The 12,993-nt window shown below is 63.4% G+C and carries 11 protein-coding genes; 7 read left to right on the top strand and 4 right to left on the bottom strand.

Annotation, left to right across the window (positions count from 1 at the left end; genetic code table 11):
- Positions 1–67: 67 nt before the first annotated feature.
- The 3 genes from NKI64_RS26760 to NKI64_RS26750 all read right to left on the bottom strand — a co-directional run bounded on the left by NKI64_RS26760 (position 68) and on the right by NKI64_RS26750 (position 3,391).
- Complete coding sequence (locus NKI64_RS26760) at positions 68–1,339, bottom strand: ABC transporter substrate-binding protein (RefSeq protein ID WP_502900277.1); 1,272 nt, start codon at positions 1,337–1,339, stop codon at positions 68–70.
- A gap of 229 nt (positions 1,340–1,568) precedes the next feature.
- Entirely contained in the window at positions 1,569–2,486 is a 918-nt protein-coding gene (locus NKI64_RS26755) for an AraC family transcriptional regulator (RefSeq protein WP_023671262.1), read from the bottom strand.
- A gap of 95 nt (positions 2,487–2,581) precedes the next feature.
- Positions 2,582–3,391, bottom strand: a complete 810-nt coding sequence (locus NKI64_RS26750) for a helix-turn-helix transcriptional regulator (RefSeq protein ID WP_023742274.1) — start codon at positions 3,389–3,391, stop codon at positions 2,582–2,584.
- Positions 3,392–3,504: 113 nt separating this feature from the next.
- Here NKI64_RS26750 and NKI64_RS26745 point away from each other — a divergent pair, with 113 nt between their 5' ends.
- The 6 genes from NKI64_RS26745 to NKI64_RS26720 all read left to right on the top strand — a co-directional run bounded on the left by NKI64_RS26745 (position 3,505) and on the right by NKI64_RS26720 (position 9,904).
- Positions 3,505–4,641, top strand: a complete 1,137-nt coding sequence (locus NKI64_RS26745) for an ABC transporter ATP-binding protein (protein WP_023700452.1) — start codon at positions 3,505–3,507, stop codon at positions 4,639–4,641.
- A complete protein-coding gene (locus NKI64_RS26740; RefSeq protein ID WP_352671044.1) occupies positions 4,622–5,785 on the top strand; it encodes an ABC transporter substrate-binding protein in 1,164 nt (387 codons plus the stop codon). The genes NKI64_RS26745 and NKI64_RS26740 overlap by 20 nt, the downstream gene beginning before the upstream one ends.
- Before the next feature lie 62 nt (positions 5,786–5,847).
- On the top strand, positions 5,848–6,711 hold the full coding sequence (locus NKI64_RS26735) for an ABC transporter permease (protein WP_023832549.1): 864 nt from the start codon (positions 5,848–5,850) through the stop codon (positions 6,709–6,711).
- The gene (locus tag NKI64_RS26730) at positions 6,711–7,523 is read left to right on the top strand and encodes an ABC transporter permease (RefSeq protein ID WP_352671041.1); all 813 of its coding nucleotides are present in this window, start codon (positions 6,711–6,713) and stop codon (positions 7,521–7,523) included. The genes NKI64_RS26735 and NKI64_RS26730 overlap by 1 nt, the downstream gene beginning before the upstream one ends.
- A 28-nt stretch (positions 7,524–7,551) precedes the next feature.
- Positions 7,552–8,313, top strand: coding sequence for an SDR family NAD(P)-dependent oxidoreductase (locus NKI64_RS26725; RefSeq protein ID WP_352671038.1), 762 nt, complete (start codon positions 7,552–7,554; stop codon positions 8,311–8,313).
- A gap of 187 nt (positions 8,314–8,500) precedes the next feature.
- Complete coding sequence (locus NKI64_RS26720) at positions 8,501–9,904, top strand: MATE family efflux transporter (protein ID WP_352671035.1); 1,404 nt, start codon at positions 8,501–8,503, stop codon at positions 9,902–9,904.
- 232 nt (positions 9,905–10,136) lie between these two features.
- On the opposite strand, the gene NKI64_RS26715 is transcribed toward NKI64_RS26720, so the two are convergent.
- A complete protein-coding gene (locus NKI64_RS26715; protein ID WP_155921645.1) occupies positions 10,137–10,571 on the bottom strand; it encodes a MerR family transcriptional regulator in 435 nt (144 codons plus the stop codon).
- Positions 10,572–10,640: 69 nt separating this feature from the next.
- Here NKI64_RS26715 and NKI64_RS26710 point away from each other — a divergent pair, with 69 nt between their 5' ends.
- Positions 10,641–12,902: a heavy metal translocating P-type ATPase gene (locus tag NKI64_RS26710; protein ID WP_023671271.1), complete on the top strand. Its 2,262-nt coding sequence runs from the start codon at positions 10,641–10,643 to the stop codon at positions 12,900–12,902.
- The last annotated feature ends 91 nt before the right edge of the window (positions 12,903–12,993 follow it).

The following is a 12,993-nucleotide window of genomic DNA, read 5'->3' as shown; positions in this document are numbered from 1 at the left end:
AGACCCGCGGCGCACAGGTCCCGGCATCCGGTCGAATGCCGTGGACCGCGCGCCGCGGGCGGGAGGATTACTTCTTCTTCACCAGCTCGTTGGCGTAGGCCTCGAGTTCGTCGAGGCCGCCCTTGACGTCGGTGCGCGTGCCGGTGACCAGCTCTTCCAGGATGATGCCCCAGCGGTCGCCGAGATCCGGCCAGCGCGGATCCTGCCAGAAGTTCACCGCCGTCGCCTTGCCGGTATCGGCAAGCGCCTGGCCGAGATCGGCGCCATAGATGTCGGCGAACTCCTTGCTGGACAGCACGCTGGTGCGGTTGAGCTCGCCGAACTGGTGCGCGTCGAGCCGGCGCTTCTCGTTCTCCTTCGACGTCGCCCAGGCGATGAACAGGCCGGCGCATTGCTTCGCGGCGTCATCGGCATTGGCCTTGGCGGCGATGGCGAGGCCGTGGCCGTAGCCGCCGCCGGTCAGTGGCGAGGGCGGCGGCAGGAAGCCGATCTTGCCGACCACTTGCGAGGTCTTCGGGTCGACCGCCATGCCCGACAGCGGCGTCGATTCGACCAAGATGGCAACCTGGCCCGACAGGAAGGCGCCGGTCGATTCATCCCAGCTGCCGGTCTGCGTGCCGGGCGCTGAATCCTTGAACAGTTTAAGATAGGTCTCGGTCGCTTTGACCGCGGCCTCGGAGTTGAAAGCCGGCTTGTCACCGTCGAACCATTTTCCGCCATAGGCCTTGAAGAACGGCATCCAGCGCCAGACATTGGCGCCCGAGCCACGCGCGCCGCGCAGCGCGATGCCGTACATGCCCTTGTCGGGATCGGTCAGCTTCGGCACGTCGGCGATCAACTCGTCCAGCGTCTTCGGCGGCTGGATGCCGGCGGCTTCCAGAATGTCCTTGCGGTAGACCATCAGGTCGCCGCCGCCGGTCAGCGGCGCGAACCACACCTTGCCGTCATAGGTGGCGACCTTCTGCCGGCCCGGGTCGAAATCGGCGTAGTCGTAGTCAGCCGGGTAATAGTCGGTGAGCGGCACGATCCATTTCGACGAGGCGAACAGCGCGACATTGGCTTCGTCGACATAGTAGACGTTGTAGTTGCCGACCGTGGACGCATCGGCGCGCGACTTTGCCCGGCGGTCGTTCTCGTTGAGATAGTCGATCTGGAAGCTGGCGCCGGCCAGTTTCTGGAACTCGTCCTTGGACGCTTCCAGCAGCGTCAGCCCGTCACGCGGTTGCGCCAGCACCTTGACCGGCGCCGAGCAGACCGGCGCCGCCAGCGCCATGGTCGAGAGGGTCGTGGTAAGCATGAAAGCTGCGCTTATGTTCGCAGCGAGCCGAATTGGTTTCATTGATTTACTCCTCCAGGAACAGTCGCAGGAAGCGGAAGTCTTCGGTTGCGCGATCCTCGCCATCGCCCGAGCGACAAGCCACCCATCGCCAAAATGAGGAGTTGCTAAAGGCCGCGCTAGAAGCCCCGTTGCAGCAGACCTGTACTTTTATGCATTGTGCGCTGCAAAATCAGGCCCGCCTGCACGGCCTCTGTCGCATGAGTACCGATGGAGTGAGGAAGGCCGGTTTTCAGGCGCGCATCGTCATCCGCTGCTTCGACAGCTTGCGGTAGGATGACGGCGTCATCCGGTGCTTGCGCAGGAAGGCGCGGTTGAAGTTGGAGATGTTCATGTAGCCGACCTGGAAGCAGATGTCGGTGATCGGAATATCGGTGTCCGCCAGCAGCTTGCAGGCTTGCCAGAGCCGGAGCTTGGCGATGTGGTCGCTGAAACTGTTGCCGGTGTTTTTCTGGAAGAAGCGCGAAAACGTGCTTTCGCTCATCCCCGCCAGCTCCGCCGCCTCCGGCAGCTTCAGGTCCTCGGCGAAGTGCTGGAAGAGATAGGTCAGCGTGCGCTGGATGATGTCCAGCGAGGTTGCGTCGAGCGCGGGTGAGAAATCCGGCGAGGACAAAAGCTCGTATTCGTCTGTCCTGGCCAGCAGATCGACCAGTTCGAGGAAGAGGCAAAACCGGGCGAGCCCGTGCACGGTGCCCATCCGTTCCATCAGCGCAGCGCCGTCGAGCGCGGCGCGGCCATGGAAGACGATGCCGCGCAGCGATCGCTCCAGGAACGGTTCTAGTTCGCGCAGCTCAGGCAGCAGTCCCGCCGAGCCGCGCAGCCGCTGCGGATCGAATTGCAGCACGATGTCGCGTCCTTCGATCAGCTCGCCGGGTTGCACCGATGTCACCCAGTCATGCGGCAGCCCGCCGCCGACGATGCTCAGGTAGCCCGGCCCGAATTCGCCGATGTGATCGCCGACCAGCGCGACCCCGGAAGACTTCCTCAGGAGATGGATCTCGTATTCCGGATGAAAATTCCAGACATTGCGCTCCCAGGGATAGTCGTCGAGCCGCCACAGGAAACTGTCGCTCGCCTCGGTGACGATGTGCTCGAAAGCGGGCACCGTGCGCGGGATCGCGGCCGTGTTCTTTCTGCGCCTGAATGCCATCGTCTGTTCTCCGGGGCGAATGAGGAAGCGGACCGGTTTCGGGTAATCCGTAGCAGTCTGTCGCCGGCAAGTGAACGATGTCTGCCTCAGCGAGTTCAACGCCGGCTCTCGATGATCTCGATGAAGCGGGCGAACAGCCCGGCCTGGGATTTGATGCCGAGTTTGCGATGGATGTTGCGGCGATGGACCTTCACCGTTCCCGGCACGATGCGCATGGCTCTTGCGATCGACTCGGTGGAATGCCCCTGCAGCACCAGATCGACGACATGCTTTTCGCGCGGGGTCAGCGACAGGCTTTCCCAAATGTGGGCGCGGTCGAACTCGTTGACGGCGGCGATCGTCTCGCCCTGCTCCGCTTCGTCCTGCTCCTCGGCCGAAAGTGCGGGCCAGCGCAACCGGGCGAAGTTGATGACCGCCGGCGCCATGTCGCGCAGCAGCCTGGCATCGGCGGTGCCGAAGGGACCCGAGGCGTGCAATCGCATCAGCGACAGCACCAGGGCATCCTTGCCGGGCAGCGGCACGAAGAAGCCGACCTCCTCGGCCAGCCTTGTCTGGCTATAGTAGGTGCGAAAATACTCGCTGGCATAGAAGCGGTCGGGCGCCAGTTCGCGCATGCGCCAGAACCCCTCCTTGCGCTCCACCGCCGCGTGATGAAATGGGTCGAGAAGATAAGGTCCTTCCTGATAGAGCGTGACGAAGACATGGCTCTCGGCCGGCGAGAAGGTTTCGAACAGCAGCGGCGGTCGCGAGGCGCCGCGGTAACCGAAGATCACGCAGTGGTCGAAGCCGACATGCTGGCTCAACCAGCCGACCATTGCCTTGCCGAACAGGTCGCCGCTCGTCTCCCGTGTCGCCGCGACAAGGGCTGCGAGCCGGCTGTATTCGTCGCTGCGGGACGCACTCAATCTATACCCCCTTAAACGAGAAAATAGATCAGATATACCACCAGCGAGGTATATACTAGACGCCATTGGCTCTGGTAGCGTCCTGGAATAGCCCTGTTGCTGGAGCCAGCACTTTGACCGCAGTGCCCGACATCGAGTTTCGCGGCGTCACCAAGCGCTATGGCGCTGTGACCGCCGTCAGCGGCATCGATCTCGCTGTGCCGCCCTCCGCCTTTGTCGCCCTTCTCGGACCGTCCGGCTGCGGCAAGACCACATGCCTGCGCATGATCGGCGGCTTCGAGCAGCCGAGCGAAGGCCAGGTGTTCATCCGTGGCCGGGACATGGCCGGAACGCCGCCCTATCGCCGGCCGGTCAACATGGTGTTCCAGCAATACGCGCTGTTTCCGCATCTCGATGTCGAAGCCAATGTGTCCTACGGGCTGCGCCAGGCACGGCCGCGCCTGTCGTCGCAGGAAATCGGCCGGCGCGCCGGCGAGGCGCTCGAAATGGTGCGGCTCGCCGGCTATGGCCGCCGCAAGATCCACGAACTTTCCGGCGGCCAGCAGCAGCGCGTCGCGCTGGCGCGCGCACTGGTCAACAAGCCGGCCGTGCTGTTGCTCGACGAGCCGCTGGCGGCCCTCGACAAGAAACTGCGCACCGACATGCAGATCGAGTTGCAGAACCTGCAGCGCGAGATCGGCATCACCTTCGTGCTGGTCACCCACGACCAGGAGGAGGCGCTGTCGATGAGCGACTTCGTCTGCGTCATGAATGGCGGCCGCATCGTACAGCTCGGGCAACCAAGCGAGATCTATGACGAGCCGGCCGACCTGTTCGTCGCCGACTTCGTCGGCAAGACCAATCTGTTGAGCGGCAAGGTTGCCGGGCATACAGGCGATCTTGTCAATGTGGCGCTGGCGGACGGAACCGTCATTGCCGCGCGCAAACGAACCGCCTTGCAGCAGGGCGAGACCGTTTCTGTTAGCCTGCGTCCTGAATCGCTAAGCCTCGGCGCCACCAAAGGCAGCCCTTTCAAGGGCATCGTACGCAACCGGATCTTCTTGGGCTCGACGGCGGAATACGCCATCGAGGTGCAGGGCATCGGAACGCTGCTGGCCAAGGCCGACCATGTGATCGGCCATGGCAACCTCTTCAAGCCGGGTGAACCCGTCGCCATCGGCTTTGCCTCAGGGACGCCGCTGGCGTTTCCGGAGACCAAGAACAACGGGACCAACCAGAGGGTAGCAAAAAATGTCGAAATCATATCGTGACGGACTGCCGATTAGCCCTGAGAACTTCGTCGACCAGCTGATGCGCCTGAAGCGCGGCTCGATCGGCCGCCGCGATTTCCTCGGCCTCACCGGCCTGGGCATCGCAACCGCGGTGATGGCGCGCGAGATCGGCATCATGCCGACGCCGGCCTTAGCCGCCGAGGACCTCGGCGACCGCATGTCGATCGCCACCTGGCCGAACTATCACGACCCGCAGACCTTCGAGAATTTCAAGAAGGACACCGGCGTCGCCGTCGAGGTCAACGTGTTCGGCTCCAATGAGGAGATGCTGGCCAAGCTGCAGGCCGGCGCTTCCGGCTGGAGCCTGTTCGTGCCGACCAACTACACGATCTCGACCTACAAGAAGCTCGGCATCATCGATCCGCTCGATATGGCCAAGCTGCCGAATTTCGACGGCTCCCAGGAGGACCCGCGCTTCACCTCGGAAGGCACGATCGACGGCACGACCTACGCGGTGCCGAAGAACTGGGGCACGACCGGTTTTGCGGTCAACACCAAGAAGCTGACGAAACCGATGACCAGCTGGAAGGAGTTCTGGGACGTCGCCATGGCCGAGGGCGATGGCCGCACCATGGTGCACGACTATCAGCTGACCACCATCGGCAACGCGCTGAAATATTATGGCTATTCCTTCAACTCGCTGAAGCAGGACGAACTTGCCAAGGCCGAGGAACTGCTGCTCAAGGTCAAGCCGCATCTGTTCGCGGTCTCTTCGGACTACCAGCCGGGCATGCGGGCGGGCGACGCCTGGATGACCATGTGCTGGACGAATGACGGCGCACAGCTGCATCGCGATATTCCAGAGATCGCCTATGTCTTGGGCAAGGAGGGCGGCGAGATCTGGACCGATTTCTACGCCATCCCGAAGGACGCGCCGAACAAGCCGGCCGGCTATGCCTTGCTCAATTATCTGATGACCCCCGACGTCGCGGTGAAGGAGCATCTCGCCAACGGCGCGCCCTCGACCGACGCACGCGTCAACAAGCTGCTGCCCAAGGAAGTGCTCGACAATCCGATCCTTTACCCGGCGGCCGACCTGTTGACACCGCTGGAGTTTGGTGCGGCGGCGACGCTGACCGACCCCGGCCGCGCCGAACTGATGGCGCGCTTCAAGTCGGCTTGAGGCTGGCCTGACGCAAACGGAAAACCGGCGGGCCTATGTCCGCCGGCATCGGGGCGGTTTCCATGCACGGCAACAGATTTCGGTATAACATCCTGACAGCGCTGCTGCTCGCTCCGGCTACAGCGTGGCTGGTGGTGTTTTTGGTGTTGCCGTTCATCGCCATTGCCGTGTTCAGCGTCGGCGAGCGGGCGCCGGAGGGCGGCTATCAGGCCGCCTTCACGCTGGCGCAATACGCCAATCTCCCGGCAAGGGCGACCGCCTTCTGGAACACGATGATGCTGGCGCCGGTGGGCGCGCTTGCCTGCCTGCTCGTCGCCTACCCGGTTGCCTACTATCTCGCCCTGAAGGCGCCGCAACGCTGGCGACTGATCCTGCTTGCGCTCGTCGTCATTCCCTTTTGGACCAGCCTTTTGATGCGCACCTATGCCTGGATGTACATTCTGGGCGGACGCGGCATTCCCGCACTGCTGGCCTTTGTCGGCATCGAGGATGTCAGGTTGATCAACACGCCGGGCGCCGTGCTGCTCGGTATCGTCTATGGCTATTTGCCCCTCATGATCCTGCCGATCTATGTCAGTCTCGAGCGGCTCGACCGAAGGCTGCTGGAAGCCTCCGCCGATCTCGGCGCGACCCCGCTCTCAACCTTTCTGGGGGTGACGCTGAAGCTGTCGCTGCCGGGCGTGATGACCGGCTTCTCACTGGTCATGATCCTGCTGCTTGGCGAATACCTCATCCCGACGCTGCTTGGCGGCGGCAAGGTGTTCTTCATCGGCAACGCGCTGGTCGACCTGTTCCTGCAGTCGCGCAACTGGCCGTTCGGATCGGCCATCGCCATCACTCTGGTGGCAGTTTCGGTGGTGGTGCTGATCGCGGCAAACCGCATTTCGACACGGGTGTCGGGCGCCCGCAGGGTGGATCTGATCTGATGCGCGCCTTCGTCGCAGCCGTCTTCGCCTTCCTCTATCTGCCGATCGCGTTGGTCGTGCTGTTTTCCTTCAACGCCGGCCGCCATGCCAGCGAGTTCACCGGCTTTTCGGTGCAGTGGTACGGCACGGCGCTGTCGAACCCGTTCCTGGTCGAGGCGTTGAAGAACAGCCTGTTCATCGCCACCACCAGCGCCCTTCTGGCGGCGGTGTGCGGCACGGCGGCGGCACTCGGCCTGGCGCGGGTCGGGCTCAGAACCCGCGCCGTCTTCGACGCGCTGATGGGTGCCGCGATCGTCGTTCCCGGCGTCGTCATCGGCATCTCGACGCTTGTCGCGCTGGTCCAGCTGTTTGGCGTGCTCAACCCGTTCCTCGCCTCGATCTGGCCAAACGACCAGCCGCCGCGCCTGTCGCTCGGCTATGGATCGATCATCGCCGCCCACGGCCTGTTTTCGATGGCGTTGGTGACGATAATCGTCGGCACGCGTCTCGCCAGCCTCGACCGCAACCTGGTCGAGGCCTCGAGCGATCTCTACGCCACGCCGCTGACGACGTTTCGCTCGATCGTGCTGCCGCAGATCATGCCGGCGGTGATCGCCGGCTTCCTGCTCGCCTTCACCTTCTCCTTCGACGATTTCATCGTCGCCTTCTTCGTCGCCGGCGCGCAGACGACGCTGCCGATCTATGTCTTCGCCTCGATCCGGCGCGGCGTGACGCCGGAAATCAACGCCATCGCCACCATCGTGCTCGTCGCCTCGGTTCTTCTGGTGGTGCTTGCCCAATGGCAGCTGCGCCAGCGCCAGCCGTCAAACTGAACAAGCCATCCAGCTGAAAGACAAATTCATGATCCTTAGAGACCGCATCGCCGTGGTGACGGGCGCCGGTTCCGGCATCGGCCGCGCCGGCGCCATGATCATGGCCAGGGAAGGCGCTGTGGTGGTCATCGCCGACCGGGATAAGACCAGCGGCGAGACGACAGCGGCGGACATCCGGGCAGTGGGCGGGCAGGCCGAGGCCGTTGTCACCGACGTCTCTGACGACGCCGCGGTCGGGCAGCTCATCACCGGCACGCTCGGCAAGTATGGCCGCATCGACATTCTGCACAATCACGCCGGCATCCAGGTCGGCGGCACGCTGACCGAGGTCGAGGTCGATGGTATGGATGCGTCATGGCGCATCAATGTACGGGCGCAGTTTCTGGCCGCGCGGCTGGTCATGCCGGCGATGGTCGCGCAAGGCGGCGGCGTCATCCTCAACACGGCTTCGAATTCGGGCGTCTTCTACGACCGCGAGATGATCGCCTATGCCACGTCCAAACATGCCGTGGTGGCGATGACCAGACAGATGTCGCTCGACTATGCCCGCCACAATGTGCGCGTCAACGCGCTCTGCCCGGGCTGGGTCGACACGCCTTTCAACGAGCCGTTCATCGCCCAGATGGGCGGACGCGAGGCGATCGAGACCTATGTCCGCACCAAGATCCCGATGGGGCGCTGGGCGAGCGCCGAAGAGATCGCCGAAGCGATCCTGTTCCTCGTCTCCGACCGCTCATCCTTCATGACCGGCCAGGCGCTGGTGATCGACGGCGGCGAAAGCATCGGTTGATCCAAGGGCAGCCGGATAGGAGGGTTCCCGCTTCTGGCTCAATCGCCGGCTGCCCGTCCTCCCTTGCCTTCATGCCGCATTTCGTCCAATAGAACGACGCAAACGCTGCGAAACCGAAGGTTTTGCCGTTTGGAAGTGCGGCTTCCGGCCTCGTTGCCGACGCGCCGCAATCGGAAAGAGCAGGACAATGTCTGCGATCGAAGCCGGCGCTCGTGCGCCGGAAAATCTTTGGCGTCAGGAAATCAGGGCGACGCTGGCGCTGGCCTGGCCGATGGTGCTCACCAATCTCGGCCAGACCGCGATGACCGCCACCGACGTCATGATGATGGGGCGTCTGGGCGCGGACACGCTGGCCAGCGGCGCGCTCGGCGCCAACCTCTATTTCATGCCGCTGATCTTCGGCCTCGGCCTGATGCTGGCGACCTCGCCGATGATCGCCACCGAGCTTGGCCGCCGCCGCTATTCGGTGCGCGATTTGCGCCGCACCGTGCGGCAAGGGCTGTGGCTGGCGATCCTGATCTCGATCCCGATCTGGATGGTGCTGTGGCATGGCGAGGCCATTCTGCTGGCCATGGGCCAGGAGCCGGCGCTCGCCCACCAGGCCGGCATCTATCTGCGCTGGCTGGAATGGGCGGTGCTGCCGTTCTACGGCTATATCGTGCTGCGTTCCTTCATCTCGGCGCTGGAGCGGCCGGGCTGGGCGTTGGTCATCGTTTTCGTCGCCGTCGCCTGCAACGCCTTTTTCAACTGGGTGTTCATGTTCGGCAATCTCGGCGTCACCTCGATGGGCATTGCCGGTTCGGGGCTGGCGACCACGCTGTCGAGCACGCTGATGTTCTGCGGCCTGGCAGCCGTGGTGATGCTGGAGAAGAAGTTCCGCCGCTACCGCCTGTTCGGCCGCTTCTGGCGCTCCGACTGGCCGCGCTTCAAGGGTCTGGTGCGGCTCGGCATGCCGATCGCCGGCATCCTCGCCTTCGAGGTGACGATCTTCAACGCCGCAGCCCTGCTGATGGGCCTGATCGATGCGGATTCGCTCGCCGCGCACGCCATCGCCATCCAGATCGCCTCGATCTCCTTCATGGTGCCGCTCGGCCTCAACCAGGCGGTCACCGTGCGTGTCGGGCTGGCGCATGGCGCCGGCAATCCGGCAGGCGTTTCGCGCGCCGGCTGGACCGCCTTCGTCATCGGCGTCTCGTCCATGGCGCTGATGGCGCTGGTGATGGTGCTGTGGCCGCATCTGTTGATCGGCGCCTTCATCGACATGACCGATCCGGCCAATGCCAGGGTGATCGCGCTGGCCGTGTCGTTCCTTGCCTTTGCGGCGCTGTTCCAGATCTTCGACGGCGCGCAGGCCGTTGCCGCCGGCATGCTGCGCGGCCTGCACGACACCAAGGTGCCGATGATCTATGCCGCCATCGGCTATTGGGGCATCGGCCTGCCGCTCGGCGTGCTGCTCGCCTTCCATTTCGGCCTGCACGGCGTCGGCATCTGGATCGGCCTGGCGTCAGGTCTGGCCGTGGTGGCGGTGCTGCTCCTCGCGCGCTGGCTGCGGCGCGACCGCATAGCACCGCCGCTTGTCTTTGGGCATTGACGGCGAACCAAGCGGTCCGCCAACTGCCCGAAGCAGTCACTGCAGAGCAGATGTCTGGTATCGCTTTGGGCCGAAAGCTGCCGGTCGGCTTGCGACGCGCAGGTTAAATAGCGGACCATGCGAAAACGCCCCTGGCAGAGTACTTCAACGGCGGAACTCCTGAAATTGCGTCAGTCGCAATCGAGGTCTTCCCATTGTTGGAAATGGAGACCAAGGTGGCCACATGGAGCACTTAAATACGCAAACATTTGTGCTCGTGTCGACATTGATCATGGTCGGCCAAAACCTCGATCACCCGGCATTCGCCGACTCTACCATGGCGGCAGCCTTCAACCATCAGCTCGAGCTCGGCCTGCAAGGCTTTCAGGCTGCGGATACGCTGCGCAACGTCGGCGAGCCGTGCTTGGGCAATGGCGTCAGCAGTTGCACAAGGCTGTAAAGGGTTATCCTGCAAATCAAGTAGAGTGCGGATCGCTTCGATATCGAAGCCCAGTTCGCGGGAATGGCGAATAAACGCTAACCGGCGCAAGTCGCCACCTTCATATTGACGGCGGTTGCCGTCACTTCGCGCTGGCGCGGCAAGCAACCCTATCTGCTCGTAATAGCGAATGGTCGGTACTTTCACGCCGCTTTGGCGGGCGGCTTCGCCAATGGTCACTCCATTCAGCATATTTCGCTTGCTCCTCTAGTCGCTAGAGGATGTAGCGTCGCAGTCAAACGATACAAGAGGAATGTTATGACCGCGCTTCAAGCACAAACCCGTTATCGCGTCGAAGGCATGGATTGTGCCGGTTGCGCCACCAAAATCGATAAGGCGGTACGTCGCATCCCTGGCGTCGAAGATGTCAGCGTGTCCGTCACCGCCGGCACCATGACGGTCAGGCACACGCCCGAGAGTGACCTCGCCGAACTTGAAAAGAAGGTGACTGGCCTCGGCTACACGGTTGCCGAACTCAAGGTAAAGGGAAAGGTCGGGCTGGACGGGGCAGAGCACCATCACAATGACCACGACGATGCGGGCGACTACCATGCGGGCCATGCTCACGCCAGCCACGATCAGGTCAGCGAAAGTCAAGATGACCGCGAGGAGGGAATAGAGGGCCTTCACGGGCACGACCGCGCGCCAACCTCGGGGCCGTGGTGGAAGAGTCCCAAGGGTCGCCTGACGATCGCCAGCGGCGCCGCGCTGGTCCTTGCGTTTGCCATTCACTATGTGTGGCCGGCGTCCGGGGTGTGGGTCTTTATCGCGGCCATGCTGGTTGGCCTGGTGCCTATCGCCAAACGGGCCGTCATGGCCGCCGTCGCAGGCATTCCCTTCACCATCGAAATGCTCATGACCATAGCGGCCGTCGGTGCGGTCATTATCGGCGCCGGCCAGGAAGCTGCCACTGTGGTCTTCCTGTTCCTTGTCGGTGAGCTTCTCGAGGGCGTTGCCGCCGGAAAGGCGCGCTCGAGCATTCAAGCGCTGACCACGCTGGTCCCGAAAACGGCCTTCATTGAAAAGGGCGGCAAGACGCGCGAGGTGCCGGCCGAAAGCCTTGAAGTAGGCGCCATGATCATGGTGCGGCCGGGTGACCGGATTCCCGCCGATGGCGAGATCACCGAGGGTGAGAGCGCGATCGACGAATCCCCGGTGTCAGGCGAGAGCGTGCCGGTGCGCAAATGCGTCGGCGACAAGGTTTTCGCCGGCACCATCAATGGCGACGCTGTTTTGCGCATCAAGGTCACCGCCGTTGCCTCCGATAACACCATCGCGCGCGTCGTCAAGCTGGTCGAGGAAGCCCAGGAGAGCAAGGCGCCAACTGAGCGGTTCGTCGACCGCTTCTCGCGCTGGTACACGCCTGCTGTGGTCGGCGTGGCCGCGATGGTGGCCGTGGTTCCACCTCTCGTTTTCGGCGGCAACTGGAACGAATGGATCTACAAAGGCCTCGCCCTGTTGCTCATCGGCTGCCCCTGTGCCCTGGTCATCTCGGTCCCGGCGGCAATCGCCGCGTCGCTCTCGGCTGGCGCCAAGCGCGGCCTACTGATGAAGGGCGGGGCGGTCCTCGAGGTTCTCGGCAAGGTCACCGCCGTGGCGCTTGACAAGACCGGCACGCTCACGCTCGGCAAGCCCCAGGTCACCGACGTGGTTTCTTTCGGAAAATCGGAGGCCGAAGTGCTGCGTCTTGCTGCCGCCTTGGAGACCGGCTCAAGCCATCCGCTTGCCATCGCCATCCTCGCAAAGGCGTCTGCAGACAAGGTTCAGGCTCCGGCCGTGTCCAAAGCGCAGGCTCTAGGTGGCAAGGGGGTCAAGGCGAACGTGGAAGGCACCGAAGTTTTCCTTGCATCGCCACAGGCGGCCGAGGATACGGCGAAGCTCACTGAGGTTCAAAAGTCTCAAATCGCCGCGCTCAATGACGAAGGCAAAACCGTTTCGGTCGTCCTCGTCGACAACAAGGTGGCGGGCGCCATTGCAATGCGTGATGAACCGCGCCCGGACGCTTTCGCTGGTCTCAAGGCGCTGACGGATTCCGGCATTAAGACCATCATGCTGACGGGCGACAACAAGCGGACAGCTGCCGCGATCGGCAAGCAACTCGGCATCGAGGTCCGCGCCGCGCTACTGCCAGAAGACAAGCAGCGTATCGTCGGAGAGCTGAAGGGAGAGGGCCTCATTGTGGCCAAGGTCGGCGATGGCATTAATGACGCGCCAGCCCTTGCGGCCGCCGATGTTGGTATTGCGATGGGCGGCGGCACTGACGTGGCTCTCGAAACCGCTGATGCAGCGGTGCTGCATGGCCGTGTCGGCGACGTTGCCGCGATGATTGCGCTGTCGAAGGCGACCATGGCCAACATCAAACAGAACATAACCATGGCCCTCGGCCTCAAGGCCGTCTTCCTCGTGACCACGGTCTTGGGAATCACCGGCCTGTGGCCGGCGATCATGGCCGATACCGGCGCGACCGTGCTGGTGACGGCCAATGCCATGCGCCTCCTGCGTTGGAAAGGGGCAGCATGACGGCGGTGCCGCACCATGTGCTAGACTTGCGAAATGGCTGGTGCACACCGGCTTCGCCGCACCAGCCATATCGCTGAAGATCAAGCAGGCC

Source organism: Mesorhizobium sp. M0478 (assembly GCF_040321305.1).
Classification (GTDB): Bacteria; Pseudomonadota; Alphaproteobacteria; order Rhizobiales; family Rhizobiaceae; genus Mesorhizobium.
This window is presented reverse-complemented; position numbering and strand designations above follow the sequence as displayed.

Excerpts from the sequence above, each read along its gene's own strand:
- NKI64_RS26760 (WP_502900277.1), bottom strand. The coding sequence starts at position 1,339 with ATGAAACCAATTCGGCTCGCTGCGAACATAAGCGCAGCTTTCATGCTT.
- NKI64_RS26755 (WP_023671262.1), bottom strand. The coding sequence starts at position 2,486 with ATGGCATTCAGGCGCAGAAAGAACACGGCCGCGATCCCGCGCACGGTG.
- NKI64_RS26740 (WP_352671044.1), top strand. The coding sequence starts at position 4,622 with ATGTCGAAATCATATCGTGACGGACTGCCGATTAGCCCTGAGAACTTC.
- NKI64_RS26735 (WP_023832549.1), top strand. The coding sequence starts at position 5,848 with ATGCACGGCAACAGATTTCGGTATAACATCCTGACAGCGCTGCTGCTC.
- NKI64_RS26730 (WP_352671041.1), top strand. The coding sequence starts at position 6,711 with ATGCGCGCCTTCGTCGCAGCCGTCTTCGCCTTCCTCTATCTGCCGATC.
- NKI64_RS26725 (WP_352671038.1), top strand. The coding sequence starts at position 7,552 with ATGATCCTTAGAGACCGCATCGCCGTGGTGACGGGCGCCGGTTCCGGC.
- NKI64_RS26720 (WP_352671035.1), top strand. The coding sequence starts at position 8,501 with ATGTCTGCGATCGAAGCCGGCGCTCGTGCGCCGGAAAATCTTTGGCGT.
- NKI64_RS26710 (WP_023671271.1), top strand. The coding sequence starts at position 10,641 with ATGACCGCGCTTCAAGCACAAACCCGTTATCGCGTCGAAGGCATGGAT.